Origin of the sequence: Nonomuraea purpurea (assembly GCF_042650645.1) — a bacterium.
Lineage (GTDB): Bacteria > Actinomycetota > Actinomycetes > Streptosporangiales > Streptosporangiaceae > Nonomuraea > Nonomuraea purpurea.
The window spans coordinates 76,774-92,706 of sequence record NZ_JBHSBI010000004.1 but is presented as its reverse complement, the minus strand read 5'-3'; the positions used below and the strand labels follow the sequence as shown (position 1 = coordinate 92,706).

Here is a 15,933-nt window from a genome sequence, read left to right as displayed (position 1 = left end):
TCAGCGCCTCCCGTCGGTCGGGCCGCAGGCGCCGACGATCAGCTCGCAGATGTCGGTCGCCACGAACGCCTCGACCTGGAGTTGGCGGGTGCCGCCGGGACCCGGCGCCTCGATCAGCTCGTTGAGCAGGTCCACCAGCCGGTTCAGGCCGCGTACGCCGTCGCCGGCCAGGCCGAGCTGGGCGTAGATGAGGGCGGCCACGCGCTCGCCCGAGTGCACCCCGGCCCGCAGGTTCTCCCGGTGCTTGGCCAGGCCGTGCGCGACCTGACCGGAGATCGAGGTGATCTCCTGCAGCAGCGCGCGGACCTTGTCGGCGCGCCTGAGCAGGTCGGGGGTGATGACGTTGACGTCGGAGGAGATCGAGATCAGTTCGTCGCCCTTGTCCGACAGCGCGGTGCCCAGCAGGGCGGCATCACGCAGGAACTGCCTTGCCCGCTCCCGCTGCCGGTGGGCGACGCCGACGACCGTGCCGGCGTCGCCGATCAGCTCGCGCAGCCGCTCGCCCTTGCCGTCGAGCCCCTTGGCCAGGGTGTGGACGATGACCGTGACCTCACGGGGGTCGACGGCGTCCAGCCCCCGGTAGGCGTCGCCCAGCGTGTCGGACAGGTCCAGCGGGTCCTCGGTGTCGGTGATGACGGCGCCGCCGCTCAGGTAGGGGCCGGTGGTCTCGCCCGAGCCCAGCCGCAGGTTGACGAACTTGGGCCCGAACACCGACGCCGGCTCGACGGCCGCCGTCGCGGTGCGCGGCACCCGGACGCCGGGGTCGATGTGCATGGTCACCACGGCCCTGCCCTTGGCGTCGAGGGACACGCGGGTCACCTCGCCGACCGTGATGCCGCGGATCTTGACCGGGGAGTTGGTGTCCATGCCCTGCCCGGCCCGGCCGAACACGGCGTCGATGCGGGTGCCGCGGATCTCGTTCGCGGTGCGTACGACGAAGACCGTCGCCGCCGCGAGCACCACGAGCACGGCGAAGGCGATGCCCACCCGGGCGGCGAGGGAGAGCTCGAATCGGGACACCGGCTCACACCGCCAGATGGATGTTGCCGCCGCCACCCCAGAACAGGTACGACAGCAGCAGGTTGAGCAGCACGATCGTGACGATCGACTGCCGGATGGCACGCCCCGCCGCCACACCCACGCCCACGGGACCGCCGGTGGCGTGGAAGCCGTGGTAGCAGTGGATCACGATGACCGCGAAGGCGAACACGCCCACCTTGGCGACGCTGAACAGGATGTCGCTGACCGGCAGGTACAGGTAGAAGTAGTAGTCGTAGACCCCGGGCGCCAGGCCGAACAGCACCGTGCACATCAGCCGGGTGGCGAAGAAGCTGGCGAACAGCGCGATCAGGTAGATCGGCATCAGCGCCAGCAGCGCCGCCACGACCCGGGTGCAGATCAGGTAGGTGAAGGCGTTGATGCCCATCACCTCCAGCGCGTCGATCTCCTCAGAGATCCGCATCGCGCCCAGCTCCGCCGTGAACGATGAGCCGACCTGCGCCGCCAGCGCCGTGGCCGCGATGATCGGGGTGATCTCGCGGACGTTGGCGAAGCTGCCCACCAACCCCATGAACGACTCCGCGCCGATCGCCTGCAGCCCCTGGTAGCCCTGCAGGCCCACGGTCGCGCCCACGACGAACGCCATCGTGAACACCACGAAGATCATGCCGCCGCCGATGACGGTCGCCCCGACCCCCACCACGACGTCGCTGACCTGCCGCAGCACCACCTTGAAATAGCGCAGTCGCAGGATGACGTCGCGCACGGAGTAGAAGAGCACCTTCCACACGAACAGCGGCCAGTCGGCCAGCGTCGCGAACCGCTCGGCGACCTGCCGCCCGCGCAGGGCCGGCGTGAGCATCACAACGACCTCGGCGGGTAGGCCAGGAAGTAGACGGCCGAGATCACGTAGTTGAAGGTGAACACCAGCATGAACGTCACCACGGTCGCCTGGTTGACCGCCCGCCCGACGCCGACCGGGCTGGTCTCGCAGGTCATGCCCTTGTAGCAGGCCACCGCCGCCGCGACGAACCCGAAGATCCACGCCTTGAACAGCGTGACGTACAGATCGGAGGCGACGACCAGCGACAGCGCCCCGTCGAAGTAGGCGCCGGGCGTGACGCCCTGCACGACCACGTTGAAGAAGTAGCCGCCGCTCGCGCCCGCCAGGATGACCAGCGGGCACAGGCACACCGCGATCGTGCTGGCCGCCCACATGCGCGGGGTGACCAGGCGATGGATCGGGTTGACCGACATGACCTCCATCGCGCTGAGCTCGTCGCGGATGTGGCGGGCGCCGATGTCGGAGGTCATCGCGCTGCCGCCGGCGCCCGCGATCAGCAGCGCGCTGGCCAACGGCGCCACCTCGCGGATGAGGCCGACGAAGACCGCGCTGCCGGTGGCGGAGCCGGCGCCGAGCTGCCAGGCCAGCTCGCCGACCTGCAGCGCCACGGTCGCGCCGAGCGGCAGGGAGACGAGCAGGACGGGGACGCTGGTGACGCGGGCCAAAAACCAGCACTGGTCGACGAACTCCCACCACCAGCGCTTGATGTCCCACGTGCGGCGTAAGCCCTCCAGGACGATGACGAACAGCTCACCGACCTGGCCGAGCATCGACCCGGCCCTGCGTCCGACGTGTCCGGCCCAGGCCATCCGCTGACCACCTCCGCCGCCTACGGATCAGTCACCCTACTGACGGTCTGTCCAGTAGTCGATGCTTTGCTGGGAATTTGCGCGAAAGGTATGAGACCCAGATCACACGTTGTCAGTGTAGTACGAAAAGTGACCGGCCCGTTACAGAAAGGCGCCCATCCACGACTCGATCTCGTCGGCCCCTCGGGGGAGCCCGGAGGAGAGCATGCGGGCGCCGTCGGAGGTGACGACCAGGTCGTCCTCGATGCGGATGCCGATGCCGCGCAGCTCCTCGGGCAGCGTCAGGTCGTCGGGCTGGAAGTACAGCCCCGGCTCCACGGTCAGGACGTTCCCTTCCTCAAGGACGCCGTCCAGGTAGACCTCCGCCCGCGACCTCGCGCAGTCGTGCACGTCCAGGCCGAGCATGTGGCCGCTGCTGCACAGCGTGTAGCGCCGGTACAGGCCCGTCTCCATGAGCGTGTCGGTGGAGTCCTTCAGCAGGCCCCACTCGCGCAGGCCGTCGCAGATGACCCGCATGGCCGCCAGGTGGAAGTCGCGGAAGCGGGCGCCCGGCCTGAGCGTGGCGATGGCCGCCTCCTGCGCCTGATGGACCAGCTCGTACGCCTGCCGCTGCACCGGGCTGAACCGCCCCGACAGCGGGAACGTCCTGGTCACGTCGGCCGTGTAGAGCGTGTCGGACTCCACGCCCGCGTCCAGCAGCAGCAGGTCGCCCGCGCGCAGCGCGCCGTCGTTGCGGATCCAGTGCAGCACGCACGCGTGCGACCCGGAGGCCACGATGCTCTCGTAGCCGAGCGCGTTGCCCTCCAGCCGCGACCGCAGCCCGAACACGCCCTCCAGGTACCGCTCGCCGCGCGGGTGCCCGAGCGCCTGGGGCAGCGCGCGCACCACGTCCTCGAAGCCGCGCACGGTCGCCTCCACGGCCGAGTGCAGCTCGCCGACCTCCCATTCGTCCTTGACCAGACGCATCTCGGCCAGGAACGATTCCAGTTCGGCATCGCCGCCGCCCGGCGACACCCGCGCGTCCACCGACTCGTCCACGCCGCGCAGCACCCGGGCGGGCCCCTTCAGATCGAGGTCGCGGATGTGCGCGCAGCGGACCTGGTACAGCTCCTGCGCCTCCGCCAGGTCGGGCCGGGGGCCCGCCCAGAACTCGCCGTAGCGGCGGTCGCGGTAGAACTCCTGGCCCTCCTCGCGCGGCGCGCGCGGCCTGACGTGCAGCACCGCCTCGCCGGACGGCTCGACCACCAGCACGTCGTCCGACTCGTTCCCGCCGGTCAGATACGAGTACGCGCTGTGCGGCCTGAACCGGTAGTCGCAGTCGTTGCTGCGGACCTTGAGCCGCCCCGACGGGATCACCAGGCGCTCACCGGGGAAACGGGCCGCCAGCGCGGCGCGGCGCTTGGCCGCCCACGGCGCGATCGGCCGCGCGCTCACCTCGGATCGCCGGCTCTCCGCCCAGCCGGTCCGCATGAACGCGGCCAGCTCTTCCGTGACGGGCAGATCATGGCTACCTGTGTTGAGCGGCTCGGTCATGGACGACATCCCCTGATGTGTTGGCATTCGTACGGCAAGCAGCTTACGTGAGCGCTTGACGCCATCCCCACGGGCTTGTTTGCCTGGACACATGGCCTGGAACACTGAGGGCAGAGGTGGTGGAGATGCTCATCGGGACGATCCTTCGGAACAAAGGCAGTGACGTGACGACCGTGACGCCTGGGGCGAGCGTGCGGGAGTTGCTGGCCAAGCTCGCGGAACGCAACATCGGAGCCGTGGTGGTCTCCACCGACGGCGTCACGATCGAGGGCATCGTGTCCGAGCGTGACGTCGTGCGCCGCCTCGACGATCGCGGCGCCGCGATCCTCGACGAGCCGGTTTCCTCGATCATGACCACCGAGGTCCGCACGGCCGGGCCGGGTGAGAACGTCGACGACCTGCGCCGCATCATGACCGTGCAGCGGTTCCGTCACATGCCCGTGGTCGAGAACGGCAGGCTGGTCGGCATCGTCAGCATCGGCGACGTGGTCAAGAGCGCCATCGAGGAACTGGAGACGGAGAAGGCGTCGCTCGTCGACTACCTCCGTCGTTGACAGGGGTGGGACGCTTGGTCCGTGATGTACGGGCCCCCTCCCCCTGAATATCCGCCGTATCCGCGTGCGACGAGCAGTCCGCCGATCATCCTGCTCGTTTCCGGGCTCGCCGCGCTGCTCGGGTTCCTGCTGGGGGTGTTCGTGGGGTTCGGCGCGGGGTCGCCGGCCGGGGGAGACGAGCCCGCGCCGACGGTCACGATGACGGTCGAGGACACCCCTCCGCCGCAGCCGGAGGGCACGGAACCCGCCCCGTCCGGGCCGACGCAGCCCGCCCCCGACCAGACGGCGCCGCCCCAGAACTCCCAGCCGGCGCCCGGCCAGAGCGACCCCGCGGCGACCCCGCCGGGCCAGGGCACCGCGACCCAGCCGGGGCAGGGCGCCCCGAGCGGCAGCCCGCCCGGTATCAACCCGGCCTCGCTGCGCACGCTCATCGTCGGCAGGGACATCCAGCCCGGAAGGTATCGCACGACGGGTCCGACGCCGGGCTTTCCCGCCTGCTACTGGGCCCGCCTGAACACGGTCACCGGCGGCATGATCGCCTCCGGCCTGCCGACCGGGGCCTCCGAGGTCACCATCCAGGCCACGGACAAGGCGTTCCAGACCGGCGGATGCGCAGAATGGACCAAAGCCTGATTCTTTTGTGCGTCAAACTCTGGACAACAGTGCAGAAACGCGCAATCAGCTTCAGCGGGCTCAAGGGCTGAGATCGTTTGCGCCGGTGGGACGGCCGTAGGAGGATGCGCTCAGCCCACCAAGGAGGAATGCCATGTCGGTGTTGCAGAGCTTCGTGGACAGCGTACGCAGCGGCGCGATCGAGGTGATCGACCTCACCGCGCCCCTGTCGTCCCAGACGCCGATCCTCCAGTTGCCCGAGCCGTTCGGCAACACGATCCCCTTCCGCCTGGAAGAGATCAGCCGCTACGACGACCGCGGCCCCGCCTGGTACTGGAACGACATCCACACGGGTGAGCACACCGGCACCCACTTCGACGCCCCCGTCCACTGGGTCACCGGCCGCGACGGCCAGGACGTCTCCCAGGTGCCCGCACGCAGCCTCATCGCGCCCGCCGTCGTGCTCGACTTCGCCGCCGAGGCGTCCAAGGACCCCGACTTCCTCCTCCAGATCGACCACGTCAAAGAGTGGGAGCGGGCCAACGGGCCGCTGCCCGAGGGCGGCTGGCTGCTCTACCGCACCGGCTGGGACACCCGCTCGGGCGATCAGGCCGCGTTCCTGAACGCCGACTCCACCGGGCCGCACACGCCCGGCGTCTCCGCCGAGTGCGCCTCCTGGCTCGCCTCCGACACGCCCATCCTCGGCTTCGGCGTCGAGACCGTCGGCACCGACGCGGGTGCCGCCCACACCTTCGACCCGGCCTTCCCCTGCCACTCCTTCCTCCTCGGGGCGGGCAAGTACGGCCTGACCCAGCTCCGCAACCTCGACCGCCTGCCCGTGACGGGCGCCGTCGTCCTCGCGCCGCCGCTGCCCATCGTGGGCGGCTCCGGCAGCCCCGTCCGCGTGCTCGCCCTGGTGGAACGTTGATCGTCGCCGAGGCCGTCGGACGGGCCCTGGCCGCCTGCGGCGTCGAGACGGCCTTCGGCGTGGTCGGCAGCGGCAACTTCCACCTCACCAACGCCCTCGTGGCCTGCGGCGTACGCTTCGTCGCGGCCCGCCACGAGGGCGGGGCCGCCACCATGGCCGACGCCTACGCCCGGATGAGCGGGCGGGTCGGGGTCGTCTCCGTGCATCAGGGGCCGGGGCTGACGAACGCGATGACCGGCATCGCCGAGGCCGCCAAGAGTCGTACGCCGCTGATCGTCCTCGCCGCCGAGGCCACCGACAGGCGGTCCAACTTCTACGTCGACCAGGCCGCGCTGGCGGCGGCCGTGGGGGCCGTGCCCCTGCGGGCATCGTCGGCGGAGGGGGCGGTGGAGGCTTTCCGGATGGCGCGCGACGAACGCCGTACGGTTCTGCTCAACCTGCCCCTCGACGTCCAGGCCCTTGCATGCGAGCCGCCTGCGGACGAACCCGCGGCGCCGTCGGGCGTCAGCCCCCCGTCGGAGGGCGGGGTGGCCGAGTTGGCGCGGCTGCTCGGCCAATCCCGGCGTCCCGTGTTCGTGGCCGGGCGGGGCGCCCGGCGGGCGAGACGGGAGCTGGAGGAGCTCGCCGACCGCGTCGGGGCGCTGCTGGCGACGTCGGCGGTGGCCAAAGGGCTGTTCCGTGGCAGCCCGTGGGACCTGGACGTGAGCGGCGGCTTCGCCACACCCCTGGCGGTCGAGCTGATCAGCGACGCCGACCTCGTCATCGGCTGGGGGTGCGCCCTGAACATGTGGACCACCCGCCACGGCACCCTCATCGGTCCGGACACGAAGGTCGCCAAGGTGGACCTGGACCAGTCGGCGGCCCTTCAGGCGCACGTGCCCGTGGACCTCGGCGTGGCGGGGGACGTGGCCGCCGTCGCGAGCGCACTGACCGCCGCCACCCCTGACTTCGCGGCCCGTCGTGGTTATCGGTCGTCTGAGGTCGCACGGCGGATCGAGGTCGAGGGCCGTTGGCAGGACGTTCCGTACGACGACGAGAGCGGCGGCGGCAGGATCGATCCCAGGACGCTCACGATCGCCCTGGATGAGCTCCTGCCACGCGAACGGCTCGTCTCCACCGATTCCGGTAATTTCATGGGATATCCGGCAATGTTCTTGGACGTCCCAGACGAGAACGGCTTCTGCTTCACCCAGGCGTTCCAGTCGATCGGCCTCGGCCTGGCGACGGCGATCGGGGCGGCCGTGGCCCGCCCCGACCGCCTCCCGGTGGCGGCCCTGGGCGACGGCGGCGCCCTCATGAGCATCGCCGAACTGGAGACGGTCGTCCGGCTAGGGCTGCCCATGGTGATCGTGGTCTACGACGACGAAGCCTACGGAGCCGAGGTCCACCACTTCGGCCCCCACGGCCACCCGCTGGACACGGTCACGTTCCCGCCTGCCGACCTGGCCGCCATCGCCCGGGGCCACGGCCTGGCCGCCGTGACCGTCACCGAGCCCGGCGACCTGGCGGGTGTGGCCGAGTGGCTGAAGGGTCCGCGCGACCGGCCGCTGCTCGTCCACGCCAAGGTCACGGCCGAGCACGGGTCGTGGTGGCTGGAGGAGGCGTTCAAGGGGCACTGAGAGCCTCACAGCTTGCGGAAGGTGCGGGCCTCCTCGGCCGCCTCCAGGACGTCGGCCAGCGGCACGCCCGCGCCCGCCGCCACCGCCGCCGCGATCGCCCCCTCGACGAACGGCACGTCCGCGATCACCACCCGCCCCTCCTCCTCCACCAGCCGGGCGGTCAGCACCGAACTGCCCAGATCAGGAATGATCACCACGCCGTCCCCCTGGTCGACGACCCGGATGGCCGCCTCGATGAGATCCAGGCTGGTGCCCAGCTCGCCGGACTCGCGCCCACCGGCCGCCGCCACGGCCGTGCCGGCTCCGGCGATGCCCTTGACCAGCGCCACGGCCTCGGCCGCCAGGCCCGCACTGTGCGCGACCAGCACCAAGCCCACCATCACTCGACCACGGCGGCCAGCGCCGCCATGAACAGCGCCGCCGAGGCCGCCCCGGGATCCTCATGGCCGATGCTGCGCTCGCCCAGGTAACTGGCCCGGCCCTTGCGCGCCTGCATCGGGATCGTGGCCTTGGCCCCCTCCTCGGCCGCGCGCGCCGCCTGGTCGAACGCCTCGCGTACCGAGGCCCCATCCCGCACGGCCAGCGCCAGCGCCCTGGAGGCGGGCGCGAGGGCGTCCACCATGGTCTTGTCGCCCAGCGCGGCCTTGCCGAGCCGCTCGACCGCCACGACGCCCTCCTCGAACGCCGCCGAGAACCCCGCCAGCGTCACCGGCGTCTCCAACGCCTTGCCGAGCTGCCGGAACACCGACCCGTACAGGGGTCCGGAAGCGCCGCCGACGCGGCGGATCAGCGTCGTGCCCGCCGTGGTGAGCACCTGCGAGGGGGACGCGGGCGGCGCGTCGGCCAGCGCCTTGCAGACTTCGGTGAGGCCGCGGTCGAGGTTCGTGCCGTGGTCGGCGTCGCCGATCGCGGCATCCAACTCCGTCAGCCGGTCGCGGTCGCGGCGCACCAGCCTGGCGGCCTCCTCGAACCAGGCCGTGAACACGTCCGTCTCCATCACCGCCCCCAACGCAGGCCCGGCGTGTCGACCGGCGCGTCCCACAACCGGGTCAGCCTGTCGTCGAGCAGGCAGATCGACACGGAGAAGCCCTGCATGTCCAGGCTCGTCACGTAGTTGCCGACCAGCGAGCGCGACACCCGTGCCCCCTTGCCCTTGACGAACGCCGCCACCTCCGCGAACACCACGTACAACTCCATGAGCGGCGTGCCGCCCATGCCGTTCACCATCACGAGCAGGTCGCCCCGCAGCGGCAGGTCGCCGTGGATCGCCTCCATGGCGATCCCGGCCAGCTCGCGCGCCGAGGCCATCGGCACGCGCGCCCGTCCGGGTTCGCCGTGGATGCCGATGCCCAGCTCCACCTCCGACTCCGGCAGATCGAACGTCGGCTTGCCCGCGTGCGGCGTCGTGCACGAGGTCAGCGCGATGCCGAACGACCTGCTGCGCTCGTCCACCTCGCCGGCCACGCCCGCCACCCTGGCCAGCGGCGCGCCCGCCTCGGCCAGCGCGCCCGCCATCTTCTCCACGAACACCGTCGCCCCGGTGCCGCGGCGGCCCGCCGTGTAGAGGGAGTCCTGGACGGCCACGTCGTCGTCGACCAGCACGCTCGCCACCTGGACGCCGTCGACCAGCTCCGCGGCCATCTCGAAATTCAGGACGTCGCCGGTGTAGTTCTTGACGATGTGCAGCACGCCCGCGCCGCCGTCCACGGCCCTGGTGGCGTCGATGATCTGGTCGGGCACCGGAGAGGTGAAGATCGCGCCGGGACAGGCCGCGTCGAGCATGCCGTACCCCACGAAACCGGCATGCAGCGGCTCATGTCCCGAACCGCCACCAGAAACCAGGCCGACCTTCCCGCGGCGCGGGCCCTCGGCCCGGTAGACCACCTGATCACGGACCCGCAGCGAGGGATGGGCCGCGGCCATGCCGTTGAGCGCGTCGTCAACGACGGAATCTGCCGTGTTGATGAGCTTCTTCATGGTGCATACATCTGCCCGCTTTCACGACCGCGCAAGCGTCGTAGCGTGGACGTCGCCTGCGCCCCCGCTGGAGGAGCGCACGAAGGCGGTCTCGACCAGAGCGCCATATAACGCACCGCGCTCGGCAACGTGCGGGGGGATGGGTCAGCCTCCCGACCACGGTCAAACCCACCTGAGCAGTCACTACTGCTACCTTCTGCACATGGCTGAGATCGTGTACCCGCCGGTGGTAGCCGCCGCGCGGACCCTGTTTCGCGTGCTCGACATCCGCTTCCACATGGAGGGGACGGAGCACGTGCCGAGGACTGGGGGAGCGGTGCTGGTGAGCAACCACATCAGCTACCTCGACTTCATCTTCGCCGGGTTCGGCGCGCTGCCGTCCAAGCGGCTGGTGCGGTTCATGGCCAAGCAGGACGTGTTCGAACACCGGATCTCAGGGCCGCTCATGCGCGGCATGCACCACATCCCCGTCGACCGAGGGGCGGGCGCCGGCTCGTATGCGACCGCGCTGCGCATGCTCAAGGCCGGGGAGGTGGTGGGCGTCTTCGCCGAGGCGACGATCAGCCGCTCGTTCACGGTCAAGGAGATCAAGAACGGCGCCATCCGGATGGCCCAGGCCACCAACACCCCGATCATCCCGGTGGCCCTGTGGGGCAGCCAGCGCCTGTGGACCAAGGGGCGGCCCCGCAAGCTCCTGCAGCGGCACGTCCCGCTCACGATCCTCGTCGGGGAGCCGATGCACCCCAAGCGCGGCGAGAACGTCAACGACCACACCGCCGACCTGCATGCGCGGATTTCGGAGCTGGTGGATCGGGCGCAGCGGACGTACCCGGAGATCCCGCCCGGGGTGTGGTGGCAGCCGGAGCATCTGGGCGGCACCGCGCCCACCCCGGAGGAAGCCGCCGCCATGGACGCCGCCGAAGCCGAGGCCAGAGCCAAACAGGAGTAGGCGAGGGCCGGTGCCGGGCGGTGCCATTCAGCCGCCGCCCGCATCCTTGCGTACGGAGTCCCGCCCCGGAGGCCGAGCGCGACCGTTCGACGCCGCATCCATGGCGCCGCCAATCGCCGCGTGCGCTGACCATGCAGGCAAGACGGTCGGTCTTGCCCCGTCCTTGAAATGGCCGGCGAAGTTTCGCAAGCGCGGAGTTCGGACCCGGGAAACGGTTGGCCGTGCCCATGGCGCGGCGGGGCTCCGGACGCATCGCAACACGGTTGGCGCGGGCCGTACCTGTGGAACAGCCGACTACGTCCGCTTCAGATGTCGGCCCGCGGTCATCTGGCAGGCTTGGGGGAGCGGCCCCAAACCGAGTCGGTCTGGGGCGTGAGCCGAGCCGGTGGCGGGTGGGTCAGATGGCCGCCTGGTAGGAGCTGGCTCGCATGCCTGCCAGCAATCCCGCCGTCTGCTCCGGCGTGTAGCGGCGTACCGGGTCGTGGTGGAGGAGGCCCTCGATGAGCGGCCGCATCACTCCGGCGCGGCGGGGTGGCGGGTAGGGGCCGCTGCGTGCCATGCCGAGCACTGTCGCGGCGTCCTGGCCCGGGTAAGGGGGCTGGCCCTCGACGGCGCTGTAGAGCGTCGCGCCGAAGGACCACATGTCGGCCTCCTTGCTGGCGGGGCCGCCGCGCAGCCGTTCGGGCGCCATGAACGCGGGTGTGCCGCGCAGGCGTCGCGAGGTCGTCATGCGGATGTCGCCTTCGGCGGTGGCGATGCCGAAGTCGGTCAGCACCACCCGGTCGCCGGTCAGCATGACATTGGCGGGTTTCACGTCACGGTGCAGCACTCCGGCCTGGTGCGCGGTACGGAGTGCCGCGAGTAAGTGTTGCCCGATCGCGGCCACCGACTGCGCGGGCAGTGTGCCCACCTGAGAGAGCAACTGGTGCAGTGAGAGCCCGTCAAGGTACTCCATCACGATCCAGAGCTTGCCGCCCTCCTCGATCAGGTCGTGCACCGTGACGATATTGGGGTGCGTCAGCCCAGCAGCCATCCTGGCCTCACGCAGCACCCGGCGACGCACCATCTCGACCTCACCGGCCAAGGTCAGCTCCTTAAGCGCCACCGTACGGTGGAGGAGCTGATCGAACGCGCGCCAGACGACTCCCATACCCCCACGACCGGCCTCCTCGTTCAGGAGGTACCGTCCGCCGATCTCCCGCATACCATCCCCTCATGCTCGGGGATAATCATGTCACCTTCGCACAGACTCTTGGGTGCCTAACGTGATCCGGATATGTCGGAAAGCGTGGGTTCCCTGGTCAGAGGCTCAGAAATTTGATCTGTCCGGGCGCGCCACACCTGTCCGACTGCTGCCAAACATACTCCTGTGGCGCCTATGAGGACGGGTTGAATCCCCGCAAACTCGGCTATCACGCCGCCGAGTGCCGCACCGAGCGGCATCCCACCCATGCCGACGAGGCGGTATGCCGAGTTCACCCTTCCGAGTAAGTCCGGCGGGATCAGCCGCTGCCTGGCCGAGATCACCAGCACGTTGCCCCCGGCGCCGAACAGCCCCCAGGCGACGGCCGTCGCATAGAGCGCCCACGGGGACGGCACGAACACGGGCACCAGAAGCAGGACGCTGCTGGCCAGCCAGGCGGCCCTGAGCGTCCTGAACTCGCCGAAGACGCCCGCGACCCGGCCCGACACCAAGGATCCGAGCACCGCGCCGACGGCGAACGACGTCGTCATCAGGCCGTACTCGCTCGGCTCCATCCCCATCCGCGACCCGTCACCGACCGCCCACAGCACGAAGACGGCGAAGTAGGCGGAGTTGGCCAGGTTGAGCATCCCGGCCGAGATCGCCAGGCGGCGCAGGAAGGTGTGGGACCAGAGGAACCGCAACGCCTCGCCGATGTCCTTCCGCAAAGGGCGGCGCCGTACCTCGGACCCGGCCGGGTGAAGGCCGGGCCGGCCCCGCTCGCCGGAAGAGCGCTGCCCGGTGAGAGAACCATCGGGGCCCTGCCGGTCGTCGGGCCGGCCCTGGTGGATCGGAGTTTGGCCGGGGTCGGCGTGATCGGGCCCACGGCGGGTGGCGGGGGTTGAGCGGTATGTGCCGCGTATGCCGAGCAACAGCGCGCCCGCCGCCCCGTACAGCAGCGCGGGGGCGCCGAAGATGACGGCGGGGAGGACCGCGACCATGAGGCCCGCCAGTGGGGCGCCGAGGAAGTCGTTGCCGATCATCTGGGCGGTGGACAGGCGGCCGTTGGCCCTCGTCAGATGGTCTGCGGGCACGGTCATGGGCAGGATGGACTGCGCCGAGGTGTCGGCGAAGACCTCTGTCACGCCGGCCGCGAGCACCGCCGCCAGCAGGCCCCAGAGGTCGAGCAGGCCGAAGGCGGCCATGAGGGTGGCGGTGGCCAGGATGGCGGTGCGGACGACGTTGGCCACGATCATGATGCGGCGGCGGTCGGTGCGGTCGGCGATCGCGCCCGCGTGCAGCGCGAACAGCAGCCATGGCACCGTCGCGGCCGCTCCCACCAGGGACACGAGCGTGGGGGAGCGGGTCATCGACACGGCGAGCAGTGGCGCGCCCACCTTCAGCACGCCGTCTGCCACATTGGACAGCGCGGTGGACGACCAGAGAAAACCGAACGAACGCCCAAGAGCCGGCACGTGACACCTCGCTGGTGTGCATGGGAAAGTGTGCATAGGTTTCTTTGCAAAGATAGGATTGCACAGAATGGCAGGCAAGAGCTACTCCAGACGTACGCTGGACGCGAACGCGTTGAAGTCCTTCGCTCACCCGTTGCGGTTGCGCATCTACGAGCTCCTGGACGAACACGGGCCCTCCACGGCCACCCGCCTCGCCGGCCTTCTCGGGCAGAACACCGGCGCAACCAGCTACCACCTGCGGGAGCTGGCCAGGCACGGCATGATCGAGATCGTTCCGGAGATGGGGCGGGGCAAGGAGAAGTACTGGCGCATCGTGCCTGGCGGCTTCACCTACGGCGACTCGCCTTCAGATCCCGAAGCCGTCAGCGCGATGGAGTTCCTGCTGGACGATCTGGTACGCCAGCGCGGCTCGGAACTGGCCCGATGGCGGCAGGGGCTGGCGGAGGCGTCCGTGGACTGGGTCGACGCGGGGGCCTTCGGGCGACGGTCTCTCTGGCTCACGGCGCAGGAGACGGTCGAGATGCGGGATGAGGTGTTCGAGGTCCTGGAGAGATATCGGGGGATGTCGGACCAGAGGGCGGCCGAGGCTCCGGTCCCGCACAAGCCTTCGACCGGCCACGTGGTCGTGCATTTCGACGTGCTTCCGCTGGGGGCCGTCGGGGGAACCGACGAGCCCTCACCGGGAGCCGCTGAAGGGGCGGGCGGGCTGTCGCCGGATGTCGCCGACGGGGAGGGCGGCTCTCCGTAGACTGTCCGCTGACAGCGCCGTTGTCGTGAGCCGGCCCACGATGGTCGTCTGTCAGGTGATGACGGACAGGGCGCGCTCCGCCAGCCCCTCCGGAGCCGTCTTCGGGGAGCCGCAGGTGAACGGCGGCTGCGGGTCGTACTCGATGGCCAGTTGTACGGCCTGCGCCGTCACTTCGTCCCGCGCCTGTGCCAGCAACGTCAGCGCCATGTCGATCCCCGCCGACACCCCGGCGGCCGTGACGATTTTGCCCGAGCCGACCACCCGCTCGCTGACGGGTGTGGCTCCGAAGCGTTCGAGGTGATCGAGGATGGCCCAGTGGCTGGTCGCCTTCAGGCCGGACAGCAGTCCGGCGGCTCCCAGCAGGAGTGATCCGGTGCACACCGAGGTCGTCCACCGCGTGTGCTCGTGGGCCTGGCGGATCCACCCCAGCAGGGCCTCGTCGGAGAGCGCCTCCATGGTGCCGGGCCCGCCGGGCACGACGATCACGTCGGGACGGGGTACGTCGGCGTACGAGGCCGTGGCGATCAGGGTGAGCGTGCCGCGATCGTCGGTCACCGGCCCCGCTTCCGCGGCGACGAACGTGACCGTGGTGTCGGGCGTGAAGGCCAGCACCGTGTACGGCCCGACCGCGTCCAGCGCGGTGAAGCGGGGATAGAGCGGAATGGCGACGTGCATGTCATCTCTCCTTGGAGTGGAAGCGGCGGCGATGGTCGCCGGGTGAGATCCGCCACCTGCGGCGGAAGACGCGGTAGAGGGTCTCGGCCGTCCCGAGCCCCGACTCTCTGGCCACGGTGTCCAGGGGGTGTCCGGTGACCTCCAGGAGCCGCCTGGCGGTGTCGGCGCGGCTGCGTTCGACGTACCGGCCGGGGGACAGGCCGGTCTGCGCGGTGAAGACACGGGAGAAGTGGCGCTCGCTCATCCCGACGTGCGCGGCCAGCGCCGGCACGCTGAGGTCGGCGGCGGGATTCGCGTCGATGTAGGCCTGCAACTCCCTCATCGGCTCGCTGCGCGGCGTCATGGCGCTCATCGGTGTGCTGAACTGGCTCTGGCCTCCCGGCCTGTGCAGGTAGACCACGAGCCCGCGGGCGACGTCCCTGGCCATGGTGTGACCGTGGTCCCTGGCGACCAGGGCGAGGGCCAGGTCGACGCCCGACAGGACGCCCGCCGAGGTCCAGACGTTCCCGTCCTCGATGTAGAGGGGGTCGGCGTCCACTTCGACGCTCTCGTAGCGGTCCTGGAGCTCGCCGGCGGCCAGCCAGTGCGTGGTGGCCCGCCGGCGGTCCAGCAGCCCGGCCTGGGCCAGCAGGAACGCGCCGTTGCACACGGACGCGACGCGCCGGGCGTCCGCGGCCAGCGTGGTGATGCCTCCGATCAGCTCCGGGTCCCGTGCCTGGTCGGGCGCCGTCAGGCCGCCTGTCACCAGCAGCGTGTCGAGGGGGCCGCGGACCTCGCCGAGCGCCGAGGCCGTGACCGCGATGCCGTTCCCCGCGGGTACGGCGCCCGCGCGCACGGCCGCCACCTCGACCTTGTACCCGCCCCCGAGCATCGCCGCCGTCGAGAAGACGTCGGCCGGCCCGGCCATGTCGAGGAGCTGGAAACCGGGGAAGACGACGATCAGGATCCGCCGCTGCATGGCTTCATGCTGGTGGCGTCCTCGTCGTGGCGTCAACGACACGGTTGTTGCACATTACGCCAAGGCTGCC

17 protein-coding genes are annotated in these 15,933 nt (G+C 70.6%); 6 read left to right on the top strand and 11 right to left on the bottom strand.

Annotated features, from left to right (window positions below; translation table 11 throughout):
• The 4 genes from ACFOY2_RS09340 to ACFOY2_RS09325 form a co-directional block, all read right to left on the bottom strand.
• A complete protein-coding gene (locus tag ACFOY2_RS09340; protein ID WP_379527552.1) occupies nucleotides 1-1,020 on the bottom strand; it encodes an MlaD family protein in 1,020 nt (339 codons plus the stop codon).
• Nucleotides 1,021-1,024: 4 nt separating this feature from the next.
• Nucleotides 1,025-1,861, bottom strand: coding sequence for an MlaE family ABC transporter permease (locus tag ACFOY2_RS09335; RefSeq protein ID WP_379527551.1), 837 nt, complete (start codon nucleotides 1,859-1,861; stop codon nucleotides 1,025-1,027).
• The gene (locus ACFOY2_RS09330) at nucleotides 1,861-2,652 is read right to left on the bottom strand and encodes an MlaE family ABC transporter permease (protein WP_379527550.1); all 792 of its coding nucleotides are present in this window, start codon (nucleotides 2,650-2,652) and stop codon (nucleotides 1,861-1,863) included. Before ACFOY2_RS09330 ends, ACFOY2_RS09335 begins: the two co-directional genes overlap by 1 nt.
• A 141-nt stretch (nucleotides 2,653-2,793) precedes the next feature.
• A complete protein-coding gene (locus ACFOY2_RS09325) occupies nucleotides 2,794-4,185 on the bottom strand; it encodes an aminopeptidase P family protein (protein WP_379527549.1) in 1,392 nt (463 codons plus the stop codon).
• Between the two features lie 125 nt (nucleotides 4,186-4,310).
• On the opposite strand from ACFOY2_RS09325, the gene ACFOY2_RS09320 reads away from it, so the two are divergent.
• From ACFOY2_RS09320 to ACFOY2_RS09305, 4 genes are all read left to right on the top strand, one after another.
• Nucleotides 4,311-4,739, top strand: a complete 429-nt coding sequence (locus ACFOY2_RS09320) for a CBS domain-containing protein (protein WP_379527548.1) — start codon at nucleotides 4,311-4,313, stop codon at nucleotides 4,737-4,739.
• A gap of 21 nt (nucleotides 4,740-4,760) precedes the next feature.
• The gene (locus ACFOY2_RS09315; RefSeq protein ID WP_379527547.1) at nucleotides 4,761-5,372 is read left to right on the top strand and encodes a hypothetical protein; all 612 of its coding nucleotides are present in this window, start codon (nucleotides 4,761-4,763) and stop codon (nucleotides 5,370-5,372) included.
• 133 nt (nucleotides 5,373-5,505) lie between these two features.
• Nucleotides 5,506-6,279, top strand: a complete 774-nt coding sequence (locus ACFOY2_RS09310) for a cyclase family protein (protein ID WP_379527546.1) — start codon at nucleotides 5,506-5,508, stop codon at nucleotides 6,277-6,279.
• Nucleotides 6,276-7,898, top strand: coding sequence for a thiamine pyrophosphate-binding protein (locus tag ACFOY2_RS09305; RefSeq protein WP_379527545.1), 1,623 nt, complete (start codon nucleotides 6,276-6,278; stop codon nucleotides 7,896-7,898). The genes ACFOY2_RS09310 and ACFOY2_RS09305 overlap by 4 nt, the downstream gene beginning before the upstream one ends.
• Nucleotides 7,899-7,903: 5 nt before the next feature.
• Here ACFOY2_RS09305 and ACFOY2_RS09300 read toward each other — a convergent pair whose 3' ends face one another.
• From ACFOY2_RS09300 to dhaK, 3 genes are read right to left on the bottom strand one after another with little or no spacing between them, the layout of a single operon-like run.
• Nucleotides 7,904-8,278 (bottom strand): PTS-dependent dihydroxyacetone kinase phosphotransferase subunit DhaM, encoded by a 375-nt coding sequence (locus ACFOY2_RS09300; protein ID WP_379527544.1) that lies wholly within the window; start codon nucleotides 8,276-8,278, stop codon nucleotides 7,904-7,906.
• The gene (dhaL, locus tag ACFOY2_RS09295; RefSeq protein ID WP_379527543.1) at nucleotides 8,278-8,895 is read right to left on the bottom strand and encodes a dihydroxyacetone kinase subunit DhaL; all 618 of its coding nucleotides are present in this window, start codon (nucleotides 8,893-8,895) and stop codon (nucleotides 8,278-8,280) included. Before dhaL ends, ACFOY2_RS09300 begins: the two co-directional genes overlap by 1 nt.
• Nucleotides 8,895-9,875 (bottom strand): dihydroxyacetone kinase subunit DhaK, encoded by a 981-nt coding sequence (gene dhaK, locus ACFOY2_RS09290; protein ID WP_379527542.1) that lies wholly within the window; start codon nucleotides 9,873-9,875, stop codon nucleotides 8,895-8,897. The genes dhaL and dhaK overlap by 1 nt, the downstream gene beginning before the upstream one ends.
• A 202-nt stretch (nucleotides 9,876-10,077) precedes the next feature.
• Between dhaK and ACFOY2_RS09285 the strand changes: the two genes are divergently transcribed.
• Nucleotides 10,078-10,824, top strand: a complete 747-nt coding sequence (locus ACFOY2_RS09285) for a lysophospholipid acyltransferase family protein (protein WP_379527541.1) — start codon at nucleotides 10,078-10,080, stop codon at nucleotides 10,822-10,824.
• A gap of 397 nt (nucleotides 10,825-11,221) precedes the next feature.
• Here the strand turns inward: ACFOY2_RS09285 and ACFOY2_RS09280 are convergent, their stop codons facing one another.
• Nucleotides 11,222-12,028 carry a serine/threonine-protein kinase gene (locus ACFOY2_RS09280; RefSeq protein WP_357806536.1) on the bottom strand — a complete coding sequence of 269 codons (807 nt, stop codon included), beginning with the start codon at nucleotides 12,026-12,028 and terminating at the stop codon, nucleotides 11,222-11,224.
• A 56-nt stretch (nucleotides 12,029-12,084) separates the two neighbouring features.
• Nucleotides 12,085-13,482 (bottom strand): MFS transporter, encoded by a 1,398-nt coding sequence (locus ACFOY2_RS09275; RefSeq protein ID WP_379527540.1) that lies wholly within the window; start codon nucleotides 13,480-13,482, stop codon nucleotides 12,085-12,087.
• A 67-nt stretch (nucleotides 13,483-13,549) separates the two neighbouring features.
• On the opposite strand from ACFOY2_RS09275, the gene ACFOY2_RS09270 reads away from it, so the two are divergent.
• A complete protein-coding gene (locus ACFOY2_RS09270) occupies nucleotides 13,550-14,230 on the top strand; it encodes an ArsR/SmtB family transcription factor (protein WP_379527539.1) in 681 nt (226 codons plus the stop codon).
• A gap of 51 nt (nucleotides 14,231-14,281) precedes the next feature.
• Here the strand turns inward: ACFOY2_RS09270 and ACFOY2_RS09265 are convergent, their stop codons facing one another.
• Together ACFOY2_RS09265 and ACFOY2_RS09260 are read right to left on the bottom strand one after the other, a co-directional pair.
• On the bottom strand, nucleotides 14,282-14,905 hold the full coding sequence (locus ACFOY2_RS09265; protein WP_379527538.1) for a DJ-1/PfpI family protein: 624 nt from the start codon (nucleotides 14,903-14,905) through the stop codon (nucleotides 14,282-14,284).
• A 1-nt stretch (nucleotide 14,906) separates the two neighbouring features.
• Nucleotides 14,907-15,863 carry a GlxA family transcriptional regulator gene (locus ACFOY2_RS09260; protein ID WP_379527537.1) on the bottom strand — a complete coding sequence of 319 codons (957 nt, stop codon included), beginning with the start codon at nucleotides 15,861-15,863 and terminating at the stop codon, nucleotides 14,907-14,909.
• Nucleotides 15,864-15,933 lie beyond the last annotated feature (70 nt).

Excerpts from the sequence above, each read along its gene's own strand:
- ACFOY2_RS09310 (WP_379527546.1), top strand. The coding sequence starts at position 5,506 with ATGTCGGTGTTGCAGAGCTTCGTGGACAGCGTACGCAGCGGCGCGATC.
- ACFOY2_RS09330 (WP_379527550.1), bottom strand. The coding sequence starts at position 2,652 with ATGGCCTGGGCCGGACACGTCGGACGCAGGGCCGGGTCGATGCTCGGC.
- dhaK (WP_379527542.1), bottom strand. The coding sequence starts at position 9,875 with ATGAAGAAGCTCATCAACACGGCAGATTCCGTCGTTGACGACGCGCTC.
- ACFOY2_RS09260 (WP_379527537.1), bottom strand. The coding sequence starts at position 15,863 with ATGCAGCGGCGGATCCTGATCGTCGTCTTCCCCGGTTTCCAGCTCCTC.
- ACFOY2_RS09270 (WP_379527539.1), top strand. The coding sequence starts at position 13,550 with ATGGCAGGCAAGAGCTACTCCAGACGTACGCTGGACGCGAACGCGTTG.
- ACFOY2_RS09265 (WP_379527538.1), bottom strand. The coding sequence starts at position 14,905 with ATGCACGTCGCCATTCCGCTCTATCCCCGCTTCACCGCGCTGGACGCG.
- ACFOY2_RS09325 (WP_379527549.1), bottom strand. The coding sequence starts at position 4,185 with ATGACCGAGCCGCTCAACACAGGTAGCCATGATCTGCCCGTCACGGAA.
- ACFOY2_RS09300 (WP_379527544.1), bottom strand. The coding sequence starts at position 8,278 with ATGGTGGGCTTGGTGCTGGTCGCGCACAGTGCGGGCCTGGCGGCCGAG.
- ACFOY2_RS09285 (WP_379527541.1), top strand. The coding sequence starts at position 10,078 with ATGGCTGAGATCGTGTACCCGCCGGTGGTAGCCGCCGCGCGGACCCTG.
- ACFOY2_RS09280 (WP_357806536.1), bottom strand. The coding sequence starts at position 12,028 with ATGCGGGAGATCGGCGGACGGTACCTCCTGAACGAGGAGGCCGGTCGT.
- ACFOY2_RS09320 (WP_379527548.1), top strand. The coding sequence starts at position 4,311 with ATGCTCATCGGGACGATCCTTCGGAACAAAGGCAGTGACGTGACGACC.
- ACFOY2_RS09335 (WP_379527551.1), bottom strand. The coding sequence starts at position 1,861 with ATGCTCACGCCGGCCCTGCGCGGGCGGCAGGTCGCCGAGCGGTTCGCG.
- dhaL (WP_379527543.1), bottom strand. The coding sequence starts at position 8,895 with ATGGAGACGGACGTGTTCACGGCCTGGTTCGAGGAGGCCGCCAGGCTG.